General features: G+C 45.5%; 32 protein-coding genes. 22 read left to right on the top strand and 10 right to left on the bottom strand.

The window, feature by feature from the left end; genetic code table 11:
• Window positions 1–34 precede the first annotated feature (34 nt).
• The 3 genes from O9139_RS30045 to O9139_RS30035 all read left to right on the top strand — a co-directional run bounded on the left by O9139_RS30045 (window position 35) and on the right by O9139_RS30035 (window position 3306).
• The gene (locus O9139_RS30045) at window positions 35–997 is read left to right on the top strand and encodes a glycoside hydrolase family 43 protein (protein ID WP_270885423.1); all 963 of its coding nucleotides are present in this window, start codon (window positions 35–37) and stop codon (window positions 995–997) included.
• Window positions 998–1240: 243 nt separating this feature from the next.
• Entirely contained in the window at window positions 1241–2482 is a 1242-nt protein-coding gene (locus O9139_RS30040; protein ID WP_270885422.1) for a hypothetical protein, read from the top strand.
• Between the two features lie 80 nt (window positions 2483–2562).
• On the top strand, window positions 2563–3306 hold the full coding sequence (locus O9139_RS30035) for a DUF1906 domain-containing protein (RefSeq protein WP_377525559.1): 744 nt from the start codon (window positions 2563–2565) through the stop codon (window positions 3304–3306).
• Between the two features lie 49 nt (window positions 3307–3355).
• Here the strand turns inward: O9139_RS30035 and O9139_RS30030 are convergent, their stop codons facing one another.
• Entirely contained in the window at window positions 3356–4495 is a 1140-nt protein-coding gene (locus O9139_RS30030) for a hypothetical protein (RefSeq protein WP_270885420.1), read from the bottom strand.
• 172 nt (window positions 4496–4667) lie between these two features.
• Here O9139_RS30030 and O9139_RS30025 point away from each other — a divergent pair, with 172 nt between their 5' ends.
• The gene (locus tag O9139_RS30025) at window positions 4668–6008 is read left to right on the top strand and encodes a Na+/H+ antiporter NhaC family protein (protein ID WP_270885419.1); all 1341 of its coding nucleotides are present in this window, start codon (window positions 4668–4670) and stop codon (window positions 6006–6008) included.
• Window positions 6009–6423: 415 nt separating this feature from the next.
• Here the strand turns inward: O9139_RS30025 and O9139_RS30020 are convergent, their stop codons facing one another.
• Window positions 6424–6615 carry a hypothetical protein gene (locus O9139_RS30020; RefSeq protein ID WP_270885418.1) on the bottom strand — a complete coding sequence of 64 codons (192 nt, stop codon included), beginning with the start codon at window positions 6613–6615 and terminating at the stop codon, window positions 6424–6426.
• Window positions 6616–6838: 223 nt separating this feature from the next.
• Here O9139_RS30020 and O9139_RS30015 point away from each other — a divergent pair, with 223 nt between their 5' ends.
• The 5 genes from O9139_RS30015 to O9139_RS29995 all read left to right on the top strand — a co-directional run bounded on the left by O9139_RS30015 (window position 6839) and on the right by O9139_RS29995 (window position 8811).
• Window positions 6839–7054 carry a hypothetical protein gene (locus tag O9139_RS30015; protein WP_270885417.1) on the top strand — a complete coding sequence of 72 codons (216 nt, stop codon included), beginning with the start codon at window positions 6839–6841 and terminating at the stop codon, window positions 7052–7054.
• Window positions 7055–7164: 110 nt separating this feature from the next.
• On the top strand, window positions 7165–7488 hold the full coding sequence (locus O9139_RS30010; RefSeq protein ID WP_270885416.1) for a hypothetical protein: 324 nt from the start codon (window positions 7165–7167) through the stop codon (window positions 7486–7488).
• Window positions 7489–7573: 85 nt separating this feature from the next.
• Window positions 7574–7852, top strand: a complete 279-nt coding sequence (locus tag O9139_RS30005; protein WP_270885415.1) for a hypothetical protein — start codon at window positions 7574–7576, stop codon at window positions 7850–7852.
• 113 nt (window positions 7853–7965) lie between these two features.
• Window positions 7966–8136, top strand: a complete 171-nt coding sequence (locus O9139_RS30000) for a hypothetical protein (protein ID WP_270885414.1) — start codon at window positions 7966–7968, stop codon at window positions 8134–8136.
• Between the two features lie 312 nt (window positions 8137–8448).
• Window positions 8449–8811 carry a phage holin family protein gene (locus tag O9139_RS29995; RefSeq protein WP_270885413.1) on the top strand — a complete coding sequence of 121 codons (363 nt, stop codon included), beginning with the start codon at window positions 8449–8451 and terminating at the stop codon, window positions 8809–8811.
• 6 nt (window positions 8812–8817) lie between these two features.
• On the opposite strand, the gene O9139_RS29990 is transcribed toward O9139_RS29995, so the two are convergent.
• Complete coding sequence (locus tag O9139_RS29990; RefSeq protein ID WP_270885412.1) at window positions 8818–8979, bottom strand: hypothetical protein; 162 nt, start codon at window positions 8977–8979, stop codon at window positions 8818–8820.
• A 265-nt stretch (window positions 8980–9244) separates the two neighbouring features.
• Between O9139_RS29990 and O9139_RS29985 the strand changes: the two genes are divergently transcribed.
• Together O9139_RS29985 and O9139_RS29980 are read left to right on the top strand one after the other, a co-directional pair.
• Window positions 9245–11146 carry a stalk domain-containing protein gene (locus O9139_RS29985; RefSeq protein ID WP_270885411.1) on the top strand — a complete coding sequence of 634 codons (1902 nt, stop codon included), beginning with the start codon at window positions 9245–9247 and terminating at the stop codon, window positions 11144–11146.
• Between the two features lie 112 nt (window positions 11147–11258).
• The gene (locus O9139_RS29980; protein WP_270885410.1) at window positions 11259–11903 is read left to right on the top strand and encodes a copper amine oxidase N-terminal domain-containing protein; all 645 of its coding nucleotides are present in this window, start codon (window positions 11259–11261) and stop codon (window positions 11901–11903) included.
• A gap of 365 nt (window positions 11904–12268) precedes the next feature.
• Here O9139_RS29980 and O9139_RS29975 read toward each other — a convergent pair whose 3' ends face one another.
• The 4 genes from O9139_RS29975 to O9139_RS29960 form a co-directional block, all read right to left on the bottom strand.
• A complete protein-coding gene (locus O9139_RS29975; protein WP_270885409.1) occupies window positions 12269–13102 on the bottom strand; it encodes a carbohydrate ABC transporter permease in 834 nt (277 codons plus the stop codon).
• Window positions 13103–13121: 19 nt separating this feature from the next.
• On the bottom strand, window positions 13122–14009 hold the full coding sequence (locus O9139_RS29970) for a carbohydrate ABC transporter permease (RefSeq protein ID WP_377525414.1): 888 nt from the start codon (window positions 14007–14009) through the stop codon (window positions 13122–13124).
• A 95-nt stretch (window positions 14010–14104) separates the two neighbouring features.
• The gene (locus tag O9139_RS29965; protein ID WP_270885408.1) at window positions 14105–15547 is read right to left on the bottom strand and encodes an ABC transporter substrate-binding protein; all 1443 of its coding nucleotides are present in this window, start codon (window positions 15545–15547) and stop codon (window positions 14105–14107) included.
• Window positions 15548–15781: 234 nt separating this feature from the next.
• A complete protein-coding gene (locus O9139_RS29960; protein ID WP_270885407.1) occupies window positions 15782–16891 on the bottom strand; it encodes a GntR family transcriptional regulator in 1110 nt (369 codons plus the stop codon).
• 264 nt (window positions 16892–17155) lie between these two features.
• Here O9139_RS29960 and O9139_RS29955 point away from each other — a divergent pair, with 264 nt between their 5' ends.
• Window positions 17156–18076, top strand: a complete 921-nt coding sequence (locus O9139_RS29955) for a methyl-accepting chemotaxis protein (RefSeq protein ID WP_270885406.1) — start codon at window positions 17156–17158, stop codon at window positions 18074–18076.
• 117 nt (window positions 18077–18193) lie between these two features.
• On the opposite strand, the gene O9139_RS29950 is transcribed toward O9139_RS29955, so the two are convergent.
• Window positions 18194–18571 (bottom strand): histidine kinase, encoded by a 378-nt coding sequence (locus O9139_RS29950; RefSeq protein WP_270885405.1) that lies wholly within the window; start codon window positions 18569–18571, stop codon window positions 18194–18196.
• A 452-nt stretch (window positions 18572–19023) separates the two neighbouring features.
• A complete protein-coding gene (locus tag O9139_RS29945; RefSeq protein WP_270885404.1) occupies window positions 19024–19419 on the bottom strand; it encodes a hypothetical protein in 396 nt (131 codons plus the stop codon).
• 407 nt (window positions 19420–19826) lie between these two features.
• Between O9139_RS29945 and O9139_RS29940 the strand changes: the two genes are divergently transcribed.
• The 7 genes from O9139_RS29940 to O9139_RS29915 all read left to right on the top strand — a co-directional run bounded on the left by O9139_RS29940 (window position 19827) and on the right by O9139_RS29915 (window position 22499).
• Complete coding sequence (locus O9139_RS29940) at window positions 19827–20024, top strand: hypothetical protein (protein WP_270885403.1); 198 nt, start codon at window positions 19827–19829, stop codon at window positions 20022–20024.
• Window positions 20025–20049: 25 nt separating this feature from the next.
• Window positions 20050–20397, top strand: coding sequence for an ArsR/SmtB family transcription factor (locus O9139_RS29935; protein ID WP_270885402.1), 348 nt, complete (start codon window positions 20050–20052; stop codon window positions 20395–20397).
• A 54-nt stretch (window positions 20398–20451) separates the two neighbouring features.
• Window positions 20452–21090, top strand: coding sequence for an MIP/aquaporin family protein (locus O9139_RS29930; protein ID WP_270885401.1), 639 nt, complete (start codon window positions 20452–20454; stop codon window positions 21088–21090).
• A 15-nt stretch (window positions 21091–21105) separates the two neighbouring features.
• Window positions 21106–21528: an arsenate reductase (thioredoxin) gene (gene arsC / locus O9139_RS29925; protein WP_270885400.1), complete on the top strand. Its 423-nt coding sequence runs from the start codon at window positions 21106–21108 to the stop codon at window positions 21526–21528.
• A gap of 5 nt (window positions 21529–21533) precedes the next feature.
• The gene (locus O9139_RS29920; RefSeq protein WP_377525557.1) at window positions 21534–22040 is read left to right on the top strand and encodes an ArsI/CadI family heavy metal resistance metalloenzyme; all 507 of its coding nucleotides are present in this window, start codon (window positions 21534–21536) and stop codon (window positions 22038–22040) included.
• A gap of 143 nt (window positions 22041–22183) precedes the next feature.
• Window positions 22184–22324 (top strand): CPCC family cysteine-rich protein, encoded by a 141-nt coding sequence (locus tag O9139_RS33235; RefSeq protein WP_377525554.1) that lies wholly within the window; start codon window positions 22184–22186, stop codon window positions 22322–22324.
• Window positions 22293–22499, top strand: coding sequence for a hypothetical protein (locus tag O9139_RS29915; protein ID WP_270885398.1), 207 nt, complete (start codon window positions 22293–22295; stop codon window positions 22497–22499). The genes O9139_RS33235 and O9139_RS29915 overlap by 32 nt, the downstream gene beginning before the upstream one ends.
• A gap of 272 nt (window positions 22500–22771) precedes the next feature.
• Here O9139_RS29915 and O9139_RS29910 read toward each other — a convergent pair whose 3' ends face one another.
• Window positions 22772–23326: a CBO0543 family protein gene (locus O9139_RS29910; protein WP_270885397.1), complete on the bottom strand. Its 555-nt coding sequence runs from the start codon at window positions 23324–23326 to the stop codon at window positions 22772–22774.
• 464 nt (window positions 23327–23790) lie between these two features.
• Between O9139_RS29910 and O9139_RS29905 the strand changes: the two genes are divergently transcribed.
• From O9139_RS29905 to O9139_RS29895, 3 genes are all read left to right on the top strand, one after another.
• Window positions 23791–24048, top strand: coding sequence for a hypothetical protein (locus O9139_RS29905; RefSeq protein WP_270885396.1), 258 nt, complete (start codon window positions 23791–23793; stop codon window positions 24046–24048).
• A gap of 458 nt (window positions 24049–24506) precedes the next feature.
• Window positions 24507–24716: a hypothetical protein gene (locus tag O9139_RS29900; RefSeq protein WP_270885395.1), complete on the top strand. Its 210-nt coding sequence runs from the start codon at window positions 24507–24509 to the stop codon at window positions 24714–24716.
• The gene (locus O9139_RS29895) at window positions 24713–24994 is read left to right on the top strand and encodes a hypothetical protein (protein ID WP_270885394.1); all 282 of its coding nucleotides are present in this window, start codon (window positions 24713–24715) and stop codon (window positions 24992–24994) included. Before O9139_RS29900 ends, O9139_RS29895 begins: the two co-directional genes overlap by 4 nt.
• Window positions 24995–25025 lie beyond the last annotated feature (31 nt).

Here is a 25025-nt window from a genome sequence, read left to right as displayed (position 1 = left end):
TGGCGAACAGACTGCATAAAGGAGAAGTGTAGATATGAACAACGATCAAGAAACGATCCGCTTGACCCCTGTGCTGGAGCAGCGAGCTGATCCGTGGATTTATAAACATACGGACGGTTTCTATTACTTCACGGCATCTGTGCCTGAATATGACCGTATCGAAATTAGGCGCTCCGCTACGATTGCCGGTCTCCGAGAGAGCGTGCCGGTTGTCGCGTGGCGCAAACATGATGCAGGCCCGTTAAGCGCCAACATTTGGGCGCCGGAGCTGCACTTCGTCGATGGCAAATGGTATATCTATTTTGCGGCCGCCAGAACGACGGAGACGAATGAGGGCCTTTTTGATCATCGCATGTATGTGTTGGAAAATAGCTCCACGGACCCGCTGGACGGCCAGTGGGTGGAGAAAGGACAGCTGCGGACCGCATGGGAAAGCTTCGCGCTGGATGCGACCTCTTTTGAACATCGTGGTGTCCGTTACCTGGTCTGGGCGCAAAAAGATTTGCATATTCCAGGAAACTCCAATCTGTACATTTCGGAAATGAGCAGTCCTTGGACGCTGCGTGGCCAGCAAGCCATGCTGTCGATGCCCGAGTTTGACTGGGAAATCATCGGCTTCAAAGTGAATGAGGGCGCTGCTGTGCTCAAACGCCATGGGCGGATTTTCATTACGTATTCGGCAAGTGCTACGGATCATCATTATTGCATGGGGCTTTTAACTGCTGATGAAAATGCGAATCTGCTGGATCCGCGCTCGTGGAACAAATCCCGCCAACCGGTGCTCGTCACCAATGAGCAAATCCAGCTATACGGACCAGGCCACAATAGTTTTACCGTTTCTGAGGATGGAAGCCATGATCTGCTGGTGTTCCATGCCAGAAATTATAAAGAGATTGTCGGTGATCCTCTTTATGATCCGAACCGGCACACTTACGTTTGCGAGCTCAAATGGCATGCGGACGGAACGCCGGATGTTGCTGGCTCGGTGAACACGTAGCACCCATCTCGGCGTGAACGTGGCGAATTATCGCTGAGCAGAGTTCGATCGCAAGAGAGGACGGCTAAACCCCAAGAGGCTGTTCCAGGTCATCTGTGATGACTTGTGCGACAGCCTCTTTTTTGTGCCATTTGAGGGGGCTGACACGCCTCCTTTGTATATTTTGATGAAAAGAGCAGGTGGTTCAGGCGAAGAACGCGTATTTATTTTATAGACACCAGAATGGAAATTGGAGGGAACGTTTTGAAAAAGACAGCCTATCTTCTGCTTCTTGTAATGATTTGCTTTTCACATAGCGCCTCTGCAGCCGACGTCCAAAAAGAAGCTTCGTCTGTCATCGCATGGCCAAGTGACTTGCCGCCCCAAATTTCCTTGCTGGAAACGACACCGCTGTATGCAGAACCAGATTTCAGCACCTCCTCATGGGCCTCGCTCACTCCCCAAAAAGTCGAGGTCATGGGATCGAAGTTTGAAGCCTCGTATATGCAGCAAGCCGATGCAACCTCGTGGCTGCAAATAAAAACTTCCTGGCTGGGCACCATGTGGGTCCCGGTCGACAATCACAAGCTCGGCTTCATCAGCCCGGTCAGCTTGGACCTTGACTTGGCTGCCGATACGCCACTTTATGATCAGCCTTTCCACGAATCGGCGAACGGAGCGGTTTTGTCGCCACAGACGGTGCATGCCAAAGCGGAATTCCGCTCGCCATCCGGCTTTTATGCACTGCAGATCGAGACGGCTTGGCGAGGCGATCAGTGGCTGATCAACCCTGAGCTCGCTGTTCCAGATGCTAAATCACACGCTTTCGGGACGGCACTCAATCCGGATTATGGCGATCACATGACGGTCAACCGGCTTTATACGGTTCATGTTGGGGACCGTACCTACCTAACAGGTCAATTCACCTTAGATGACACCGCATGGCAGATTGGCCGTATTCATCCTGGACCTATGGAAAAATATGTATGGGGTACTATCAGCTTCTGGCAGCTATCTGGCGAAATCGTGACGAGTGCACCATATGCCATCTATAATCCAGAGGGGGCCGGGCATGGCGTGACTTCTCCACTTCTAATCCCTGTGGATAACATGGCAGAAACAGCTCAGTTGGCAACGCTGCAAAACACGTTCCCGTATTATTTTGGGCTGCCTTTGCCACCTTTCTATCAGTTCGAAGATGATGAAGGGAAAGCGCTGCTCGGTATACTCCACATGCAGAAGAACGGCGATTTCACCGTCGCAAGAGCGTGGATAAGCGGAAAAGTGGCAGGAGCGCACATGTATGACATTACGCTATCGTTCTATGACAAACAGCAGCTTTTGTTAGGGCAGTCGCATATCCATCAGCGACTGATTGGTCCGCAGACACCTCAAGTAGCGGGGAGTCAGGGAGAGGGCACGCCTTACCTGATCGATTTAATCGGCACAGGCGATTGGAGCTCCTACGATCACGCCGTCATGCATGTGGATCACATCGCCGATTAACGGACAAGTACGGAGAGCCGGGTCACCTTTGCCATGTTCGGCATAAGCTGATCATGTACACAACTTCCGATAAGGGACAGGTGATTAGCTTGACAAAAGGATTCGACTGTTCAACGCCATTGACGACGAAGACAGCGGCTGCTTTCGTTCAGGATGGTTACGTGTTCGTGGCGAGATATCTCGTGCCGAGCGGAGCCAAAGCACTTACCAAAACGGAGGCCAACGCCATATCAGCCGCAGGGCTTCAACTGTTGTCCGTATTCGAGACGACAGCCAGCCGAGCGCTGGGCGGGCGCAGTGCAGGCTTAGCTGATGGCGATACGGCTCTGCAGGTCGCACAGAGTGTGGGGCAGCCGCCGGGAAGCGCCATCTACTTTGCCGTTGATTTTGACGCTAGCTCTGCACAAATGTCGACGGTCATCGAATATATCCGTGCAGCAAGCGAAGCGACTCCAGATTACTTTACCGGCGTCTATGGCTCGTATGACGTCGTCGAGGCCGTACGTACGGCCGGAGCATGTTCGAAATTTTGGCAGACCTATGCCTGGAGCCGGGGGGAAAAATCCGCGTATATGAACGTGTACCAATATCAAAATGATGTCACCCTGCACGGGATAGGTGTCGATTACGACGAATCTTACGGCAATGAGGGCTTTTGGAATACTTTAGCCCCGGCGCCTTATATGATTGCTACCGCGGATGCGAACAAAATAATTCCGTTTCTCGCGGCAGGCTACGAGGCGACAACGAGTGATCCGGCCAGAGCGGAATTCCATCGCTTGGCCAACGAGCTGCGCAAAGCGTCCAATCAGCCGGAGGAATAAAGAAAAGCCCGATCTTTCGCTAGTCACACTGGCGAGAGATCGGGCTTCTTTATTGGACATCCGCGCTGCGGATATACCAGCGGGCATCCAGTGAATCGCGCTCAAGTTGAAAGCGAATGCGCCGGGTTCGTGTCGTGTTCGAGCCTTCCGGCGTAGCCGAGACGTCGACCACGGTGGTGAGCTGCAGGAGCTTGGAGGTGTCTCGCTCCGCGAATTTGGACAGCCTGCGCATCGATCGCATATGCACAGCCTGTTCTTGCCCGGTGGCGACTTGCAGCAGCTGCGGGTCGCCTTGGTTGGCTCCGATGATCCACACGTCGATCAACGCCCAAGGGGAGAGCTTGCTGACGTATTCGTTCAGCAAGCCTGCCGCCCGCTGCACCATCAGCTGGTGCGAGGGATCTAGCGAGCGGGAGCCATGTGTGACGCTCCCGAGGAAGTGGATGCAGAAATGACCGTTGAAGTCATTTCCGGGAATGCCGTCACCGCCATGCGGCATGCCGTGCATGGAGCCGGCCAGCGTGCGGCCGTTCAGCTTGACGAGGACCGCTCTGCGGTCCCAGCTCCATTCGCCGCCATATATCGTCTTGAGCGTCGCGGAATCGTTTTTGGTCAGCGGCTGGACATCCGCATGGCTGGAGCCTGCACGGCGCTGGCCTTCAAAGCTCAGCCCACTATCGACGTCGACGATCGTAAATTTACTATATTTGGGCAGCACGTCTTTGGCTTGTTCCCAAGGGAGCAGCTCGCCGTAATGCTGTGTCCGCAGTGCCGTGACTTGCGCCGCCAGCTGCTCCTGCACGTCGCTGGGCACATTCAGAAGGCGCTTTGTGAAGCTGTCGATGACTTCACCCTTCGGCGTGACGCTGAAGTTCTGTTCTTTTGCTTTGAAGGCATAGCTAAGGGTTGTGTCCGGAAGCAGCGGCTCTGTATAAGCGCTGCCTGGAGCGGCTTCCTGCAGTGCGCGCAGCAGCTTTTTGTCCGTGAAAGTGGCTTCGCTTTTATAGGCTGACCGGTTGGACATTTTCACAGTAAGCTTGTAGGTATAGGTACTCACCTTGTCTTGCACGGTTGAGCTCGCGCTGGCTACAGCCGCTCCGGCCGTGCTCTGGCTTGTCACCACGAACGGAAACAGCAGAAGCAGGCCAAGCTTCAGTTGCAAAGAAAGACGTTTTGGAAATCGGTGCATGAATAGCTTCCTCCCGGACATAGTTCCAGATTGAGAGTTACATTCAAGTTTTTACAGATTTCCGTCAAATTATGAACACAAAAAAACAATCTCACGAGGAGGTCTGTATGCTACAATAGCTGAGGTGCGGCGAATCCGTCGCCAACGACTCACAGTTAGAAGGGAAGTAAAGATGTTATCCAGCAGACAGCTCGGTCTAATCGTAGCTCTTACGATTACGGGACTAGGCATCGCATATGGCTTTAGTATTCCGCTCGTTTATGGTTTTATGGTCGGATTACTCACATTAATCATGTTTAGTTTACAGGCAGGATCTTCTTGGAGCATCCTTATGAGGAGTATGTGGGAAGGCGTCAAGCATACGAAAGAGGTCATATGGATTCTCGGTCTTGTCGGAATCTTGATTCCGACGTGGACGGCAAGTGGGACCATTCCTTATATGATCGACCAAGGGCTTGCTTTTATACATCCTGGCTATTATTTAACATTCTCATTTGTTTTGGCAGCAATCATATCAATGCTTTTAGGCACTTCCAGCGGCACGCTGAGCTCTGTCGGCATTCCCTTGATCGGCATCGGGGCGCTGCTGCAAATTCCGCTTCCGATGGTAGCAGGTGCGCTGGTTTCAGGAGCTTTCGTCGGGGACAGGACGTCTCCGTTCTCAAGCGCCAACCAACTCGTTGCCGCCTCGACAGGCGTTACGGTGAAGCAGCAATTTCAAGCGATGCTGCCGACCACCGTCGGGGCGCTTATCATCTGCTTTGCCTTTTATGCGGCAATCGATGTCAACGGCATTTGGCACGCTAACGCGCATGTACATCTTGAAATGCAATTTGTAAGAAGTTTTGCATACTCGTTATGGTTGATAGTCCCAGTACTCGTGCTTCTAAGTTCCATTCTACTGCGCCTGCGAACCAGATATGGTTTTCTGCTGTCCATCGGCGCGGCGGTGGTAACAGGATCCGTCCTGCAGCATGTGAACATGGCAGACTGGGTCCAACTGATGTGGTCCGGCTACCATCCCGCCGCCTTTCCAGCGCTGAAGACCAAAGGCTTGTCCAGCATGCTCGAATTGATGGCGCTGATTGCCTTAGCCGGCGCTTTCAATGGCATCCTGGAAGCCGGTCGCGTGCTGCAGCCCTACATGCAGAAGCTGCTCGGAACCACATCCGGCTCCATGTTTGCAGCCACCGTCCGTACGGCGCTGTTTGGCTTCGGGCTGGCGCTAGTCGCTTGCACGCAGACGCTGCCGATTATGATGACCGGCCGGAGCCTGATGCCGTTCTGGGAAGAGCGCTTCCCGCGCAGCCAGCTCTCCCGCGTCGTGGCCGACACCAGCCTGATCACGTCGGCGATGGTTCCGTGGAATCTGCTGGCCATCGTCTGCGGTACGATTGTAGGCGTTCCTGTTGAGCAGTATGTGGTGTTTGCGCCATTTTTATGGGCATTACCGGTTTGTACGCTCGTATGGTCTATTCGCCATAGGGAGCGCCGCGTGCAGCACGCATTATAACAAAAAGGGAGCAAGACACAAGTCTTGCTCCGTAAGTAACGGTGCTTCTTATTTGAATATGAGTAGAAGTGTGACTGCCAGCAAGATGAGAATGATCAAGACAATGATTCGAGGGGCGAAGCGTGACTTGCTTTTCTCTTCACAATACGTGCAGTAAGGTGCGTCATCGATCCTTGCGTTGCACTTCTCACAATACTTCACAGCCACCATTTCCATCACTCGCAATCTGTTAGGATTTTGTGGATCATAACGGCGTTTGGAATCTATATCATTGTTATGGTTTTGAAAACGATATCATTCATACGCAAGCAAGAACAATCCAGAGGAAATGATTCGATTTTTCGACAGGACGAGATGGGCTGGAATAGCAAAAAGACGTGCGGTTAGCACGTCTTTTTATATATGGGAACAAAAATTAATTTTGCGGAAGAACGGACTGAATCTCAGAAGAGCAATTTAGCTCGATAAAATGATCAATGGAATCGAGAACATCACTGAGCTTCCATTGACTGAACTTGATTTCATTCGAGATGGCGTTGGCGTTGTACCTATCTTCCTGCTTACTAACTTTGAATCCTCTATAATTCTCATAGATTGTTCTCATCATTCTATCACCCTCACATCTATTATGTGTACTAAAGTATCATGAAATGCACATTATGAATAGAGGTGTAAAATAGGAGAGTTTGTCTGAATTTGACACTATCGATGCGAATAGGATTAAAAAAAAGGTGAGTTATTGTCCGCAAAACTGGACGAATGCGTTTCTTGGAGGTAAGCTTAATAAATCAGTAAAATAAATCATTAATACAGCATGAGAGGTTTTGCAGATGAAAACGGAGTTGCATGATACGGTGAAGCTTTCTATCGGAAGCTCTTACGTCGTTGCACCGGACAATCCCAGAAAGACGAAGAACCGAGGGCGCAATTGTACGATACTCTCTTTTGAGTTTAACAATGATCAATTAGACATTCGGGTCGTCTTTCACGATACGAACAGACAAGCGACGATGAAGCTAAGCGACCTGAAGCCGATCACGGAATGAAGAATTGCTGACTGGCGGCACTGCGAGCCTTGCAGCAAGTGATGAAATCAAATAAAATAAGACTAAATGGTCACACGGTTGACCGATCAATCATTGGAGCTGAACGTTCGATGTCTTTGATTTCCACATTTAAAATGCCTTGCGGCACAAAGAAGAATTATCCTGAGAAATTGGATTACTTAACACGTTCGGGCAAATTCGTCCTGTTTCAATCCTTTTCTCCGAAGAGTAAGCTGGCTTATATTGTTTCTCCTAAGAAGAAAGGCGTCGATTTCGTCGTCGAGGGGCCTCCGCAGGACATTGCCAATGTATATATGAGCTTACAGCTTGAAGAACATGAGATCCGCGATGACCATGGCCTATTTCGCTATAAGCAGGCGGATACGAAGGAAGCGTTCGAGCAGGCTTTTGAGCGACTTGTACATAGCAATTAATAGGAAAGGCTGCACCACCTATAGATTAGGGTGATGTGGTCTTTTTTAATCACAAGTGAAGCCTATAGCGAAAAGAGGTAGAATCATGAGATGGATTATTGTCGGTGTGATCATCCTGTTTCTTATCTTGCTTTCAGTTTACCGCATAACCAGGAAACGCCAAGTACCGGTACATAATAATAAAGTGATTCACTTATCTGCGCACAGTAAGAAAAGGGAACAAGCAAGGAAACAACAGAAATGTTCTTTCTGCCGGAAGGAGAATAAGAAACTGGCGTTCTACTCGGACGAGAACGGGAAAATCGTTGGCGTGTGCCCGGTGTGTAAGCCGCTGGCCGAGCGTAGGGCGCTAATGAGATTATAGTATGAGCGAGCGATGGGGATGGTTTAGGTAAGTAATCGTTGTTTCGACTAAATTCGACATTCCTCTACACATATAGTAGAATAGTCCTACCAAATTATAGGGGATGAGTGAACATGAAGCCATCATTTATTGAAGAACTGCATAAATTAAAACATCAAGATGAAATGAGGCCAAAGGTACTTATTCGCGGCATTAAGAGAATTTTGGAAGAGAAGAAGAAAGTGAACCGGCTGACGCGGTTCCTGAAGAGGAAGCCGAAGACTAAGCCAACTTCATGGCAATAACGCGGCGCTCATCATTTCATTGATTAAAAGGAGCGATCCCCCAACTACTAGCGTAGCGGCGGGATCGCTCTTTTGCATATGGGATGACTTGTTGTAAGGGGTAAGTTCATTGTAGCAAGAGGTTATTAAAAAGTTATTTCTTTTGAATGAGTAAAATATTTATTTATATAACAATTTCACGAGGTGCTGCCTTTTGGAGTGCGGGAAATGGAGGGTTTTTCAAATTTGCAAAATTAAATATACATGGATCTATTGTAGGAAAAGGGGTAAAAACTTAAGTATACGAATGAGCGATGCAAGGAGGGGCTTGACTTGAGAAACATTCTTAATTTTATAGTCACAATCATTGTATTTTGGATCGGCAGTCACTATTTCAGTCCATATCTTTCGATTTCGGATACCCAAACATTGGTTCTAGCCTCCATCTTCATGTTCGTTATCAGTCTCATCTATAGTTTTGTTTTGGCGATGTCAGTATTGTCTATCGTAATTGGAATTGGCTGTTTGACGACACCTTTCTTAATTCTAGCGTCTCTGGTGTTAACCCCAATCAAATTATGGCTGCTGGATAAGTTTTTGCCCGGGTTTGAGATTCACGGCTTCTGGACTTATGTGGTTTTGACGATTGCTTTAAGTATTTTCACGGTTAAAACAAAGGGAAGTTCAAGGGAATAGACCGCTTCATTCCTCTTTTTTCGAATCGTCAGGTACAACTGAAACACCGCTTACTTGATCAAAAAGTTTCATAAATACTTGCAGGGCATCTTTATAGTCCATCGGTTCACTAATGATTTTTCCGCTTGACAGTTTAACTATAAATTTGGATTCATTCGGTGTTTTCAAGTTGTTTCGCCCCCTAAAGTTGATAATCGTTTGTTCAATACAAAATGTATCTCTAGCTCATTATGTTGTAATTTTATCTAAAAGGTGATGGATTACAATCCCCCATTTGGGGGATATGACGGAGTAAACCCTTTTCCCGAATCACTTCCTGAATGCTTTCCCAGTCTTTTCCTGATTATTTCCCGGCCTTCACTCATGAAAACGGGAATGCCGACGAAGTAAGATTAAATCAGGAAAGAAATTCACCAGATGGAGGAAAAGGAGAATGAAACGTATGTTATCCATTTTCAACAAAAGAAAGCAACCTTCGGTTATTACACTTTTGCTAACGGGCTGTTTGGCGTTTGGCGGAATTGCCAATGCTTTTGGCGAGACAGCGCCTGCAGGCGTGATTATTAAGGAGTTTAGCCTGTTGGATACTGGATCTGATGTCGTCGGATCCGCCGATTTTACACCTGAGGGCAATAAGGATGGGCACTTCAGGTTGAAATTGGGCCTTGCTCAGAAAACAACGATTAATTCCGTCGTCTTGCGTTCCACGGATGCCTATGGCAAGGACAATTTTCAAGGGGTTTGGCGAACCAACCACGAGACTACCGGATGGCTATTAGGCATTGTGCAAGACAAAACCACTACAACGGCAAGCGGCCCTACGCATGAGAACGTGATCATCAACTCCGGATTTCAAAAAGATGTAAAAATGCCGGTCGGGGAATTTAACGGTGATCTTACCTTTGATTTGTACGCGAGCGATAACGGTACGATCAAGGAAACGCAATATTATGTCTTGGAAATCGGGACGCCGCTGGGAAAGGTATCTTCCACACCGATTAAGTTTAAAAGTCCAATGATCGCAGAAGGGTCCCCAGCATCGCCGAGTCCAGCGCCATCACCGACACCTGTGCCAAGTCCGACACCGACACCAAGTCCGATACCGACACCGGCGCCGAGTCCAGCACCAGCACCAAGCCCGACACCAAGTTCTGATAGTCTACTGATTCATGTGTTTTTCAATGGCCAAGAGCTTCAGTTTGACCAAGCAAAACCTATCTTGAAGGATGGTTCAACGCTCGTTCCATTCCGTAAATTATTCGAAACACTCGGTTACGAAGTGAAATGGGTGGAGTCAGGTTCGACCCAACAAGCGATCGGGACCAAGGATGGTATGACCATCGAACTGACGATTAACAGCAGCACTGCCAAAGTCAATGGGGAAAACGTGAGCTTGGATGTACCCGCGCAGATCTTGAATGGCAGTACTTTAGTGCCGCTCCGATTTGTAGCGGAAAACAGCGGATACGAGGTGTCCTATTCTAGAAGTGGCAACGAGGCGATTGTAAAAATTGAAGAATCGGATGTGAAACCGACACCGACACCGACGCCAAACCCTGTGCCGGCTCCAACACCGACACCGACACCAAGCCCTGTGCCGGCTCCAACACCAACACCGACACCGACACCAGCTCCAGAACCGACACCAACGCCGGCCCCAATTCCAGATCCGCCAAAAGAGGATGTTGAACCTTATGTCGTTAAAGGTTATGTACGAGACGCAAAAGGCCAACCAATCCCTAATATCGTTGTGTTTGCGGATAACACATTGTTGTATGACAGTAATCTCCTTGGCGTTACGGATGAATCAGGCCATTATCGGATTGAACTGCCGCAAATAGCAACAACCTATCGTATGGGCGCTGACGTAACGAAATCGTTCAATGGGAAAGATTTCACTTTCCATTTGAATGCTGACCTGAATCTTCCGCTTTCGGGAAGTACAGGGGCTGTACGCAACTTCACCTGGAGTAAGTTTGATGGACAGATATATATTTATCCGTTCTTTACATCAACGGATGATTCCTTGCCGGAGTTCGATATGAGCGATTTGGAAATCACGTTGACGCCTGTTGGTCCGCTGCTCGATGGCAGTGTAGGCCAAACGATTACGAAACGCGGAGGGCCAGTTGCTGGCGGTGCCGGCGTCGATCAAATTCCGATCGGCCGCTATAAGGCTACAGCTAGATGGGTGCCGGAAGGACACGCGCCGATTGCATTACAGATAAGTCACAATGACGATAAATATGCGGATTCTGTTGAATTCGAGTTTGGTCCGTCTAATGGTGTCTCCACTTCTTCTTATCTCAGCGAGCTTGTTGTTAAGATTCCTTGATGTTTAAGCTTTCCTGCTTTCATTCGTTCGAAGAAGTAAAAGGAAGTGCGGTTTTAAAAGGAAATTGGAATATTCTGTCGAAATCACTCTTTATAACGATGTTATTGGAGTGATGGAAGAAATGAACAGGCGTTTAATTATTCTTGGTATATCAAGCATATTCATGTTTGGATTAGGCATCGGCGCCTACGCCGCGTCCGATATTCGTTTATTGGTGCACGGCAAGCCCATTGACACGGATGTTCAAATCATTAATGGTTCGAGCTATGTACCGTTGCGAGTAGTTTCGGAGGCGTTAGGTGCAGATGTGAGCTGGGATGAGAGTAAACGGACGATAAGTATTAAAAATACGAAATCCTATGAAACGATTGCAGTTGTCTGGTCTGGGAGCTTAATGATGCAAATTTCTAATATTACATTAGATACGGCCTATCAAAACGATAAGACAACGGAACCTATTCATGCCATTATTTTTGATGTAAGCATTACAAATATGGCAAATTCCAAAATAAGCTGGTTCCCTACGAAAGGGAAAATTAGCTTGAACAATGAAGAGATCGTGCCCATTACAAATCAAACGTCTTACTCGGACGATTTAGACGGTCTATATGCAAGCCAGCAAGTAAAAAAAGGAAAAATTGTTGTAAAAGTGGACAGTAATTTTGACAAAATCAAAACGGTTAATTTTTTACTTGATGGTGCGACAGACGGGGATAAGTTTGAACCTGTCGATGCAAAACCGATTGAATTAAAGTAAATATTCAAATTACAAAAAGACGACATGCTTTCCTGGTAAAATAGGAGATAGGTCGTCTTTTTTGCGCACAAGCAACCTTACCTGACTTCAAGATGCTTGTAGAATTTTGGGGTCATATCCGCTTTGAGACATGTTCTTGTACGTGTACTAGACTCTACAATTATTTAAATTTGCACAGAAAACACGGAATTAATATCTGAGTTTTTGTATGCAAGCATATCACGGTGCACCTCAATGAAATTAACCTATCGCATTGATGCAAATGCCTCACTGACTTAGGCGGAGTAGAGGAAAGAAAAAAAGCCTTATTAATAAGGCTTTTTCTTAAAAACATCGATGCCGGGCTTCAATAGCCCTGCATGTAACTACCCTTTGGTACCGCCTTGGAGGCCGAAACCTTTGGACATAAATTGCTGCGAAAGGATGTACATGACAACCGACGGAATGGCATAGAGCGTAGAAAATGCCGCCAATTTGCCGTAATCAACCATGCCATACTGGCCGAAGAATTGATACAGCTTCAGCGCCGCAGGGAACTTCTCAGGCGTATTCAAGAGAATGTAGGGAACGAAGAAGTTGCCCCAGCTTCCTGAGAAGGTAAAGATGGCCACCGTACATATTCCCGGAATCATCAATGGCGTGACGATTCTACGGATGCCTGCGAGAATGGATGCTCCGTCCACCCAAGCCGCTTCTTCCAATTCGTTCGGAACGGAATCCATGAAATTTTTGAGCATCCAAATGCCATAAGGCATGGCGGAGGCGACTTTAAACAGAATAACGCCGAAAATATTGTCATAGAGCTTTAATGTTAAAAACAATTGATACACAGGAACCATCACTGCAGTGATAGGCAGCGAGGTCATAAATAGGATGGTCAGCATGAACGGCTTCTTATACTTCAATTGATATCTGGACAGTGGATAAGCCGCTAGCAGACCTAATAGAACGACAATCAAAGCTTGACCTAGCGAAATGATGAGTCCTATTAGAAATGCGCGCTGGTTGGCGCGACTAGTGATCACGTCGATATAGTTGCCTGCTGTCAAAGAGCTGGGAACCTTGAGCGATTGCATGGCGTTAGGATCCACGGAGGCAACTAGCACCCATAAGAGCGGGAGCAGGAAACAAATGCCGATGAAGGTGAGCGCTGCGTAGGGCAAGGTGCGATAAACGACTTTACGGTATATCTCAGTCATACGAAGTCTCCTCGTGATTTTACTCTTTTAAAGAGCGAATATAGAATAAACTCAACACAATACCCAGAAGCAAGAGCAGCAGGGATATGGCCGTACCGTAACCGAGCTGATAGTTAATGAAGGCTTGGTTATACATAAAGATTGGTAAAGTAGTCGTTGCCGTGCCAGGGCCGCCGCCGGTCATCGCATAGATGAGGCCGAAGACGCCAAGCGTTTGTAAAGTAACCAACATCGCATTGGTCGTAATCGTTCCTTTAATATAAGGCAGAATAATGGATGTCAAAATTCTCCAACGTGAGGCACCGTCGACAAGCGCCGCTTCCTCGATTTCTTTCGGCACATCGTCCAGCGCTGCTTGGAACACAAGCATCGAGAAGGCTGTTCCATGCCAGATATTGGCCAAAATAACCGTAAGCATAGGAACGGTATACAGCCAAGTCACTGTCGGTATGCCGATTGCGCCTAGAATGGAGTTTAGCGTACCCTCGTCACCGAAAAAGCTATAGAGACATAATGCACATACGATTTCAGGTGTTACCCAACCGGCGAGGACGATCGTACCGATCACACGGCGGAACGTTTTATTTTTGCGCTTCATTAAGATAGCAATCAGGAATCCCAACACTTGTTGGCCGATGACAGCCGAGCCGATCAGAAAGATTAACGTATTCCAGATACTTACCCTAACGGTCGGATCCGCAAACATGCGGACGTAGTTGTCAAAACCAACGAATTTTAGCTGTTTTGCTGATTCCCCGGTCAATGCCAAGTTCGTAAATGAGTAGAAGAACGTTAGCAAGATCGGATAGATGAAGAAAACCAGCATAACGGCCAACGAAGGGAATAAAAAATACAACCATGTGTACGTCTTTCTGGATGTTACCGGAATTGCCGCACTGCTCATCATAGTTCTCTCCTTTCTCCCTGGTGAACGTGAAGGCAAACTGGGCTTGCCCTGGCTCCCGTAATCTCAGATAGGGCGCCAGGGCAAGCGTGCTGCCATTACTTCACACTGACTTTGTCTTCTCCAACAATTCGCGTTACGTCCTGCTGATACTTCTTCATCGCATCGGCAGGAGAGGTTCCAGTTGCCACAGACTCGACCATAGTCTGAATTTGTGTGGACACCTCTGGATATTTGTCACGAGCAGGTCTGAATTCTGCATTTTTCAAATAGTCGGTAGCGATTGCATTGAAAGGCATTTGGGTATAGCCCGGATCTTTGGCAACGTCCGCACGAACCGTAATGTTACCGCTTGCAACAACAAGCTTCTGCGTATTCTCTTTGTTGAGGGCATACTTGATGAAATCCCATGCCTCATCTTTATGCTGCGCATTAGTAGGAATAGAGAGAGCCCAACCGCCAGCTAGTGTAATGGAACCAGGTGCTTGACCTTTGCTTGTCGGCATTGGAGCGAAGCCCAGAACGTCTTTATACTCTGGCCATGGAGCAGCGCCATTTGGCAAGTAGTTACCTGCGATCCAGGAACCGTCCAAGGAGATACCCAGTTTGCCTTTTGGCAAATATTCACGAGAAGAGGAGTTGCCCGCTTGACCATTCAATACTTTGGAGAGAGGAGGGCCAAGCTTCTCTTTGTTAACGCTGTCAACAAATGAAAGCGCATCCATAATACCTTGACTTTTAACGATCCATTTCGAACTTGCATCATCGTAAAGTCTTTCGCCAGTTCCATAAAGCAGCATTTCGTATGTTTGCATGGAAGTCGCTTCCCCAGTTGCTTTACCCATATTCATCCAAATAGGTACAACGTCCTTCGCTGCTTTTTCTTTAATTGTTCTTGCTGCGCTCAAGACTTCATCCCAAGTTTTTGGCTTCCAGTCTTCAGGCAGTCCGGCTTGTTTGAAAATTTGCTTGTTGTACCAGAGGCCCCGGGAGTCCGTGTTATACGGTACGCCGTAAATCTTGCCATCGGCGGCTGTTACCCCTTTTTTCATTGCTTCGATGAAGGAACCGTTCGTCCAGTCGGTCCAGCCTTTGACCTTGTCATCGATAGGAGACAGGAGGCCTGCGCTGGCATCGGAGTTTAACATGAAGGTGTCTTCTGTAACGATATCCGGTGCTGTGTCTTTGGATTTGAGGGCAAGCGCAATCTTCGCGAAGTAGTCGCCTTCAGAAGCCTGGATCGGCGTCTGCTTGATGACGACATCTTTGTTCGGATAGCTGGCGGCCACATCTTTAATCCATTTGTAAAGCGTTCCGTTCTCACCAGTACCATCGTCTCTGTATGTGATGGTGATGGTTTTTTTGGCGGCATCGGGTGCTTTCGATTCCTTTGCCGCAGCTGTAGCTGCGCTAGTTGCTGCTGGGGTACTGGTACTTGCTGTGGTGGTTGTCGTTTCAGTCCCCTTTGAACAACCGAATAACATGGATGCACATAAGACACAGGTGGAGATGGATAACATTTTTTTACTGCTCCGATACATACTGTTACCTCCTTCAGAAAAGTAAGAATAGTATGACACTTCCTGATACAAACAAGCCAGTAAAATATGTTTGTATACTTAGTATAATAATATGGGGAAATATACCATGTCCACTACGATTTTGCGACATGTCTGTACAAAAAAATTCTTTTTCAGACGAAAGGAGACAAAACAGGGGCGAATTAACGAGGAAAAAACCATGGCATTCATGGTTTTTGTTGGAATTCATTGTATTTACTGTTCTTTTATAATCATGTTATGTTCAATAATTCGTTGTTCGGGGACAGCTTCGCCATATAATTGCGAGATCAGCAAGTCCACTGCTTCTTCGCCCATTCGCTCTTCATCTTGTTGAATGTGGGTAAAAATCGGCTTCCCCAAATAATCGTTCAAGGAATCGAAGCAGACGATGTCGTAGGTGTCAGCCTTCTTTCCCAAGGCGTCAACGACTTGAGCCAGCATCGTGGCTACCGAATATTCAGAAGCAACAAAGGCTTTGACATCGATATTTTGTTCCAAAAAGTTTTTGAGTATCGCTGAATCTTCTGCCCAAGAACCTGTGCGAGTGCCCGTAATATTGGTCAAACAATAGTCCTGATTGAGCTTCAACCCTTCCAGCGTAAAAGCCAACTGATACCCCAGAAGCCTGTCTTCCAGCGCTGACGTATTTTCCACCGGTGGCGATAAATAGGCGATGTTTTGATGCCCTTTATCGATCAGGTGAAGGGTAAGATCTTGCGCAGCTTTCCTGTTATCCGTGTATACGGAACATACCGGAATCCCTTTCAAATAGCGGTCGACCAGTACGACGGGAAACTTCCCTAATACAAGGCGAATCAGCTCCGCATTATAGTGCGTGCCATGGACGGGAGTCACGATCAAGCCTTTGATGCCCAGGTTGACAAAAAGCTGGATCGCATGCTCTTCTTCTTCCTTGCTGCCGCCGGTCCGCTTGATGAGCAGATCACATTGATGCTGTGCGCTCCGCTTTTCCATCGCTTGAAGAAGTTTTAAGCCATATTCATCGGAAAAACCTGGAATAATTAATCCAATAAGCGGTCGATCTTGCGCATGAATCAATGGAGCCGGTCGTTCCTCCAGTTGGCGCATGAATTCCAAGTTGGAAGGGTGGACGTCTGCCACAAACGAACCTTTACCCTGAATTCGTTTGATGACGCCTGCTTCAGCCAGCTTTTCAAGCGCCTTTTTCGACGTGATGCGGCTGACGCCGAATTGTTCGGCCAACTCTTTTTCGGAGGACACACGATCTCCGCTCTTCAATTTACCTTCATGAATCTCATGAACAATATGCATATACAACTGTTCGTATAAAGGCGTGTCCATCTAAGTCTCCCTAGTGCGTGTAGTTGATATACTAACTATATCATTTCATGGGTGAATATCAACCTATTATTCAAGAAAAATTCGGCATCTCAGCACGTGCGGCGAAAGTCCTAGTAGAAATCATGCTGTAACGATTCGGGAAATTTTGACTGTCAAGTATCGTGCAAAAGAGGATATTTAAATGGTTGAGTACAATAAAATATTTTAGCAATAGAGATGGTTGAGTTGTAGCCTAACCATGACACCATAATTCAGGGGGCTTATATGGATAGTTCACAAAAGCATCAAAGTACACAAGTATTAAACGAGGGTTCTGTCCTTGCTGCAATGGAGAGTACACTTGCTATGATCGAATTCGACCTAAACGGGAAAGTACTGTGGGTCAATAATAATTTCGCGAATGCTATGGCCTACACCGCTTCCGAGATGCCGGGTATGACGCACAGACAATTTTGCACCAAAGAATTAGTCGAAAGTCCAGCGTACACAACACTTTGGAACAACTTACGACAAGGTGTCCATTTTCAAGAAAAAATACAGCGTGTAACCAAGCATGGCCGTATCATCTGGCTTGAGGCCACATATATGCCTGTATATCAGGATGGTCACGTACAAGCCGTTGTTAAGGTAGCTACCGATATTACAGAACGTCTTGAAGGTAACGTTACTAAGGTAACAGAAGATCTACATCACATGGCTAAAGCACTTCTTGAGCGGGCGGATAATGGGATTAGCCGCAGTCAGGAAGTAGCCTCCTCCATCGAAAGTATCGTCAAGGAATCCGGCGACAACTTGCAATTGTTTCAATCCTTGCAGAATCAAGTCGATTCCATCCAAGGAATCATTAGTTTGATTAGTGACATTGCTTCTCAAACGAACCTTCTCGCGCTTAACGCCGCAATAGAGGCGGCCCATGCTGGCAAATTCGGTCGCGGGTTCGATATCGTTGCCAAAGAAGTGCGTAAGCTCGCTCAGCAGGTAGACCATGCAACCAAAGAGGTACGAGGCAATATTGCTGACATTGTTAGGCAGGTTTCTGAGATCGGTAAGGGAACCAAGCGATCGGATGTTGCCGCAGCAGACAGTCAAATCCGCGTTCGTCAAGCGCTTGAGGAGTTTGCCAACATCGGCGAGCAAGCGAAAGCGCTGCATAATCAGGCTAGCACACTTACGCAATTGTTATGACAATGGAAGAGATCTCGACCGAAGGCGCAAAGTTGAAGTTTGGAGTAAAATGACCTCCGTGTCGAGGTCATTTTTTTTATAAGAAAAACCGCCGCTTGCGGGCGACGGTCGGGATTGCTATTTAATTCGCTTCACCGCTGCTTCTTGTTCTAGTGAACGTCTTGAAAGCATGTCGATAATCGTTTCGTGGTCTGTTAGCGTTCCCTCTATGTGCCTGACACTTTCACTAGCAACAGCTATTTCTTTTGATGCTTCTGTGATAGCTTGCTGGATAAAAGGGATGAGTGCGGTGTCTTTTTTGATCTCAATGATCTCCGCTTCAAGTTTCTGTTGACCGGTTTTAAGTTCTTGAATATCAACTCTCATACTCTGTTGACTGGTTTTAAGTTCTTGAACATCAATTTTAAGTTCTTGGATATCAATTCTCATACTTTGCTGATCGGTCTTAATACCTTTCAATTCAGTAAGTATTTGCTGCAAAAGTTGTTCGCTCATGATATCAACTCCTTCAAGATGTATGTATATTATCGCATCATTTGGTTTGTTTGAGAAGCCGCAGGAGCGGCTGATTTAAGTCTTTCTCCTTGATCCTTCATAATGTGCTGCAGTTTACATTCCATGGCATCCTCATTAAAGTGTCATTTCAATGTTCAGTTCAATTTTCACTGAGAATGCGTATCGGATCGGTACACAATGATTACAAGAAAAGATACAAAACAGTCCCTAATTCGTCCCCGGCACATGGTTTTATATCTTTAATTACTAATAATAAAAAGAAAAGAAGCCTTGTACATCAAAGCTTGTCGGGTATGACCTGTAGTGGGCTCGACCCCCCGGATAAACAGACTTTATTGGCATTTGTCTGGAGAAAATACTAGTGATTCAAACTGGAGGGCTTAAATAACACCTTATCAAAATACGGTATTATTGGAAATTCAATATTTTATTTATCCTCGAGTTAACTCATCTTCCAACCTCTGAGCATATTTCCCCAAGCGAGTACCAAGCTCCGCTTTTGCCTGTTCCCTTAGGATAGCTAGTTCATGTTCATATCCGCGACAGACATAGCGGTAATATATCGCATTACCCACCCCTGCCTTGCTTTTATCTTCCCAAATCTTGATTCTAAGATCACGTAGTGATTTTCTAACTATGGTAAGATCAGCATTGATTCTGTCGATCATCTTGGTCGTAATCCCAATATACAGCTCTTGCAGCGGCCGTCCATAATCACCTGATTTCATTTTATCTAAGTTATTTTCAACTATTTTAATCAAAAAAGGCAACATGACATATTCACGGATAAGAAATGTTTCAACTTCAGTAGGTGTGACAGATGCCATCACGATAACCCTCCAATATCAATTTGCGAACATATATTCGTAAATATAACATCGTGGAATACAACAGGCAAGAGAAGTTGGCATTATAGAGAAGCTTTATTTGCGTTTAATGTTGAAGAGCTGAAAGAGGATGCGGAGAAACAGCAGAAAAAGTATCGATCATATGATAAGTAATGTTGAACGATTAGATGGAATATTCAAATTGATCGAGCGGAGAAGGGCCTGATGATTCATCTGAGTTGATATTGTAGAAATAGGAGAGTTTGCTGCCTTGCAACAGCTTCTTTTACAAAAAAGAATTAAATCAAAATATTTTGATTTAATTATTGACATACAAAAATTTAGTTGGTAAATTTATACTATGCTTTTAATCAAAAAAATTGATTAAATATTAGGGAGGGAGTAAAATGAATATGAACATTATTGCGTTGGAAAATTTGATGCTTGAACGCAAAATGGAAGTAGAAAAAGCTGCTGCGATCGCATGGCAAGCGTGTTGCATTGAGAAAAAGCAAAGACAGATTATCCGGGGCGTGGTCTTAAAGTTTATTGCAGTAAGTAGAAAAGCACAATTTCAAACATCTACCGCATGCTGTTGCTGTTAGTTAATGCTCAAAGAAGGTGATACCAATGATTAAAGAAATACCGGTCGATCAAGTTGCTCCATCAAACGCTTCCTTTAAAGCTTACGAATCAAAATTCAAAGCACTTGCTGATGAAAAACGTCTGCAAATTATGTATGAGCTTACCCAGCGTGGAAACACTTGCGTATGTGATCTAACGGAAATCGTGGATATGCCTCAATCCAAGCTATCCTATCATTTGAAAATATTGCTGGACGCAGGAATGATCACGAAGGAAACACGCGGAACTTGGAGCTATTATGAAATCAATCAGGATGAAGTAAGTAGGATCTTATCTGAGCAGTTATGCTGCATTTTTAAACCTGCTAGAAAAGACGGTAGCAACTGCTGCTAAATTTTTTTAGTTATTAAATCAAATAATTTTGATGTACAGTTCGAGGAGTACACCATGAAGAAGAAGTTGATTGCTGAATTCATTGGGACTTATTTTTTGGTTTTTGCGGGTCCTGGAGCGATGGTAATTGACAACATCACCAAAAGCATTACGCATGTAGGGGTCGCAATCACTTTTGGGCTTGTTGTAATGGCTCTAATCTATGCTTTCGGACATATTTCCGGCGCTCATTTTAATCCCGCTGTTACATTAGGATTTTGGGTACTAGGTGATATGACTCTAAGAGATAGTTTATTCTATATCGTAATTCAATGTGCTGCCGCGATTGCTGCAAGTTATACATTGCTTCTGCTATTTGGAAATATTGCGAATTTAGGAGCTACTATTCCGTTTTCAACGGAGAAACAATCTTTTGTTCTTGAGTTTATTTTGACTTTTGTCCTGATGATGGTCATTTTAGGATCCGCCGTACACGGCAAAGCCGTCAAAGGTTTTGCTGGTATCGCAATAGGTGGCACAGTTGGACTTATGGCGATGTTCGCTGGTCCGATAAGCGGAGCCTCTATGAATCCTGCACGATCGTTAGGTCCAGCTTTAGTTTCAGGGATAACACAGCATTTATGGGTATATCTAGTGGCGACCATGTTTGGCGCCATAACTGCCACTCTAGTATACAAACTACTGCATGATTAAGGAGAGTATTGCAACATGGATAAAAAACTAGTGTATTTTCTTTGTACGGGGAACTCTTGCAGAAGCCAAATGGCAGACGGTTATTTGAAAGCTCTGGGGAGTGACAAATATGAAGTAAAAAGCGCAGGTTTGGAAGCGCACGGACTTAACCCACGAGCCGTACAAGCAATGGAAGAAGACGGCATTGATATTTCGGGCCACACCTCTGATGTGATTGACCAAGAGACCCTGAAGAAAGCCGATTACATTATTACTCTTTGTGGTCATGCAAACGATAACTGCCCTGCCGTAAAAAACGATAAGGCTGAAAGATGGCACTGGGGCTTTGATGATCCCGCTAAGGCTACAGGGACGGAAGAAGAAATTGCTTCAAAGTTTTATGAAGTTCGTGACTCCATTAAAAACCGTGTTGAGCGGTTTGTGAGAGAAGGTAAATGAGTATGATCAAACGGATGCATGTAGCAGTTAATTGCAGCGATCTTCAAAAATCACTCTCTTTCTATAAGGCCTTTTTTGGTACTGAGCCAACTAAAGTAAAAGATAATTATGCTAAGTTTGAACTCGAAGAACCAGCATTGCATTTTTCTCTAAATGTTCGTCCATTCGAGAAGAATGGTGTACTTAACCATTTGGGTTTCCAAGTCAACAATACTGAAGAAGTTCTGGAGATGGGTGAGCGCTTACGCCACTCTGGACTTCTTCTAATCGATGAAATGAACACAACCTGCTGTTATGCTGTACAAGATAAAGTTTGGGTATATGATCCGGATGGAAACGCTTGGGAAATTTTTTATACAAAAGAAGATTCAGAATTTGAGAGTGCTGGTGAAATACGTGACTTGTCGCTTTGCTGTGCTCCCGTTGAGCCAGCTGAGGCTGCCTGCTTTACTCCAGCTCCCGGGCCGGTAGCAGTTGAATTTGGTTCTTTAAAGAAAACTACATGTTGTTGAACAAACGAACTGTTTAGTTAAAAATAGAGGGTTTCACATTTCAGTCGCAATGATATGTGAAACCCTCTATTGTTGAAAAAATTGAGAATTTATAAATGATGTAAACGGATTGAATTTTAAATGTTTGAAGGGTTTGGTACCCCATTCGTACCCTTGGACCAAACGAAGTATCCCTAAGGCAAGGACAAAAAAACTATCTTCAGTTCGGGGCATGTGAAGTGCGTTGCAGAGATTTTGTTCGGAAACCCACTGATGATGAACATGATATCAACAACATTAAATAAAACATGGAATTTATCGATCGAAAATAAGGAGCAAGCCATGATGTTGAAGATGGTCATTAAGAGAACCATTGCAGTATATGGAATTGTTGGTGTTTTAATCGGGTTAGGTATGTTTGGCTATTCGTTTGATGCTCTCAATAAAAGAGAAGTTTCATATAAGGTGAGAAAAGAATAACATATTGAGGAACATAACTAAACCCCGTATGGATACGGGGCTTAGAAGAAAACTATCGGGAATCCAGTTTACTTAGGATGCGTTAGGATAACACTCCTGTCAATACCAGTCCAGCAGCCCCGAGGCTCATAATCATCAGATCAGACTTCTTATAGCCAAACATGGTGTATTTCCTCCCTTGTAAATTGGTGGTTCCTTATAATATTCTGTCATTGTTTAGGGGATTTATGTAATAAGTTGGAGAAGGAAATATTCCCTAGACAATTTCATTATCAAACTAATTCATCGAATTTGTTTCTTTTAGATAAATAGTGAGCTATTAGATAAATGATGATTTGGATCGGTACTGAATAGCTGTATTTCCAGTTAGATTGAACGTAAACTTCCATCCATTTAAATATTGGCTCGCCGATATATGAAGACACAATTGCAAAAATTATTGCTTTAATGAACGGGTTTGTTCTTGGCTTAATTTGAAGCATGAACATAATAGTTACAGGCATCAAAGTACAATCCCAAGGGAAGTAAGTTGGAAGAACAGGAATTAAGTTGAATCGATAGTACCAAAATCCTAATTGATCTCCTAAAACATCTAAGATAAGTGAAATACACATAACAAATAACCCAGCGTAAAACAAACGATCAGTGCTTCGTTTGTTCCTAAAAATCCACCATATTAACCATGGAATAACTGATAAGGACAGCGCAAACCACCAGTATGAAGAGAATAAAACTTCAGATGTCCAGAATTTAACCTTTTGTTGTATTAGGTATTGAATTTGTGAAGTGTTCTGATCTGCATATTGAATTACTTTTTGTTTATCCATGCTGACTCCATAATATTTTTTGTTTTTCAATGCCTAGTTATAAGTGTTGCCATTATAAACCATCTCATTCGAACAAATATTGAAGGAAGGTTAATTTGTATTGTGTCTTTTAAAGCGGTTGTTAAAATTTCCTGAAAGTATAAATTTATTCAACAAAAATTTACTTCGGGATAAGCTTCTTAATATCAAAAAAATAATGATCGGCTTTGAATAATATTGAGAGACATAAGGAGTTGGTTGCAAATGGGGGTAATAAACGATACAATCCAACGTTGATTGGCCGCATAATCTCATTTATTGTCCGATGGGTTACGAAGAGTGAATACTCTCACGTAGCCTATTTTGTTAGACGAAAATCGATTCTTGAGGCAAACCCATTCCGGTATGCAGGCTTTGCACGGCTGGATGATTACGCCCAATACGATGTTAAGCGCCTGAAGCTACCGTTAGAAATAAGGAAGCGCGTGCTTGATCGAATCATTCAAACAAAGGGCAAGCCATACGGCTGGGGCGAGGTTATTGCCCTGCTGCTGCGCAAACGGTTTGGCTGTCCGATCTATTGGGACGATCCGGATGCGTTTGAATGCGCCGAGGAGTTGGTTACGGCGGTGTACGCTGAGACCGGTATTCGGATAGTCGATCAGTCAACAGGCGATGTATGCCCGCAGGATTTATGGGAATCTGCCTGGTTGGAAGATGTGAAAGAGCTTCCGAACCACTAGCAAAATACAAGAGGTGAAAGGTATGTCAGAAATGTCAACTATCGAGCATCTCGCGTCAAGTCAATATGTTTGGGCGATTCTTTTTATCGGTCTACTTTTTGGGGTCTACAGATTCCTGCAGACACACTAGAAGAACTTAAAAGAAGATAGCTCCAAGCGTGAGCAGCAGCTCGTTCAACTGTACGAGCAGCAGCGTCTCGACTGCCAGTCGCGTGAAATGCAGTTAATGGAACATCTAGAGAAAATCACAAAAACATTGGACTCCATTCAGCACAACATGGCAAGTCTTGAAGAAAAGTATGACAAGCTTAGCGAAGTGTGGGGACTACGAAATCTTTCATAGTGAGGGGATCCAATGCAAGACGCATTTTTCACATGGGAAGCTCTGTCCGCGATGGGTGGAGCTTCTTTGCTGACGTTCTTTATCGTGCAATATACGAAAGTATTGGCGGATCGTGTTGATTAGACAGGTTCCGACCGATGTGTACGCCGTAGTAATTGCATTTATGGTGTTAGTCACTGCACAGATCGCGGTAGGTGCAAATACTCACGATTGGCGGGTGTATGGACTAGCGTTAGCCAACTCGTTCCTTGTTGCCGCAGCAGCCGGCCATATTCAAAATAAAACGTTAAGCCCTCCAGGGCAAGGAAAGGGGGACGGGAAATGAATTTGATATCAGCGGCGCAGCTTTCAGCGTTTGGCTGGCGTGGCATCACGGACACTATGCTGACCAATTTGAATAACACATTAACGAAATACGATATCACAACTTCAGCGCGAATCGCGCATTTTATGAGCCAGTGCGGGCACGAAAGCGGACTTGGAAAGTATACTCAAGAGCTTGCGAGTGGTACGGCATATGAAGGCCGGGCAGACCTAGGTAACACGCAGTGGGGCGATGGGCCTCGCTATAAGGGTGCCGGTTATATCGCTTACAGGCCGTAATAACTCCCAAGGGTTTGCGAACAGCATAGGT

It is taken from the genome of Paenibacillus aestuarii (assembly GCF_027789125.1).
Classification (GTDB): Bacteria; Bacillota; Bacilli; order Paenibacillales; family NBRC-103111; genus Paenibacillus_E; species Paenibacillus_E aestuarii.
Note: the sequence above shows the minus strand (reverse complement) of the source record. Positions and strands in the feature narration are given on the sequence as shown.

Excerpts from the sequence above, each read along its gene's own strand:
- O9139_RS30030 (WP_270885420.1), bottom strand. The coding sequence starts at position 4,495 with ATGCACCGATTTCCAAAACGTCTTTCTTTGCAACTGAAGCTTGGCCTG.
- O9139_RS29980 (WP_270885410.1), top strand. The coding sequence starts at position 11,259 with ATGGAAGAAATGAACAGGCGTTTAATTATTCTTGGTATATCAAGCATA.
- O9139_RS29930 (WP_270885401.1), top strand. The coding sequence starts at position 20,452 with ATGAAGAAGAAGTTGATTGCTGAATTCATTGGGACTTATTTTTTGGTT.
- O9139_RS30005 (WP_270885415.1), top strand. The coding sequence starts at position 7,574 with ATGAGATGGATTATTGTCGGTGTGATCATCCTGTTTCTTATCTTGCTT.
- O9139_RS29910 (WP_270885397.1), bottom strand. The coding sequence starts at position 23,326 with ATGGATAAACAAAAAGTAATTCAATATGCAGATCAGAACACTTCACAA.
- O9139_RS30015 (WP_270885417.1), top strand. The coding sequence starts at position 6,839 with ATGAAAACGGAGTTGCATGATACGGTGAAGCTTTCTATCGGAAGCTCT.
- O9139_RS29970 (WP_377525414.1), bottom strand. The coding sequence starts at position 14,009 with ATGATGAGCAGTGCGGCAATTCCGGTAACATCCAGAAAGACGTACACA.
- O9139_RS29955 (WP_270885406.1), top strand. The coding sequence starts at position 17,156 with ATGGATAGTTCACAAAAGCATCAAAGTACACAAGTATTAAACGAGGGT.
- O9139_RS30045 (WP_270885423.1), top strand. The coding sequence starts at position 35 with ATGAACAACGATCAAGAAACGATCCGCTTGACCCCTGTGCTGGAGCAG.
- O9139_RS29975 (WP_270885409.1), bottom strand. The coding sequence starts at position 13,102 with ATGACTGAGATATACCGTAAAGTCGTTTATCGCACCTTGCCCTACGCA.
- O9139_RS29945 (WP_270885404.1), bottom strand. The coding sequence starts at position 19,419 with ATGGCATCTGTCACACCTACTGAAGTTGAAACATTTCTTATCCGTGAA.
- O9139_RS30010 (WP_270885416.1), top strand. The coding sequence starts at position 7,165 with ATGTCTTTGATTTCCACATTTAAAATGCCTTGCGGCACAAAGAAGAAT.
- O9139_RS29965 (WP_270885408.1), bottom strand. The coding sequence starts at position 15,547 with ATGTATCGGAGCAGTAAAAAAATGTTATCCATCTCCACCTGTGTCTTA.
- O9139_RS30000 (WP_270885414.1), top strand. The coding sequence starts at position 7,966 with ATGAAGCCATCATTTATTGAAGAACTGCATAAATTAAAACATCAAGAT.
- O9139_RS29960 (WP_270885407.1), bottom strand. The coding sequence starts at position 16,891 with ATGGACACGCCTTTATACGAACAGTTGTATATGCATATTGTTCATGAG.
- O9139_RS29895 (WP_270885394.1), top strand. The coding sequence starts at position 24,713 with ATGAATTTGATATCAGCGGCGCAGCTTTCAGCGTTTGGCTGGCGTGGC.
- O9139_RS29940 (WP_270885403.1), top strand. The coding sequence starts at position 19,827 with ATGAATATGAACATTATTGCGTTGGAAAATTTGATGCTTGAACGCAAA.
- O9139_RS30025 (WP_270885419.1), top strand. The coding sequence starts at position 4,668 with ATGTTATCCAGCAGACAGCTCGGTCTAATCGTAGCTCTTACGATTACG.
- O9139_RS29935 (WP_270885402.1), top strand. The coding sequence starts at position 20,050 with ATGATTAAAGAAATACCGGTCGATCAAGTTGCTCCATCAAACGCTTCC.
- arsC (WP_270885400.1), top strand. The coding sequence starts at position 21,106 with ATGGATAAAAAACTAGTGTATTTTCTTTGTACGGGGAACTCTTGCAGA.
- O9139_RS29950 (WP_270885405.1), bottom strand. The coding sequence starts at position 18,571 with ATGAGCGAACAACTTTTGCAGCAAATACTTACTGAATTGAAAGGTATT.
- O9139_RS29915 (WP_270885398.1), top strand. The coding sequence starts at position 22,293 with ATGATGAACATGATATCAACAACATTAAATAAAACATGGAATTTATCG.
- O9139_RS29985 (WP_270885411.1), top strand. The coding sequence starts at position 9,245 with ATGAAACGTATGTTATCCATTTTCAACAAAAGAAAGCAACCTTCGGTT.
- O9139_RS30020 (WP_270885418.1), bottom strand. The coding sequence starts at position 6,615 with ATGATGAGAACAATCTATGAGAATTATAGAGGATTCAAAGTTAGTAAG.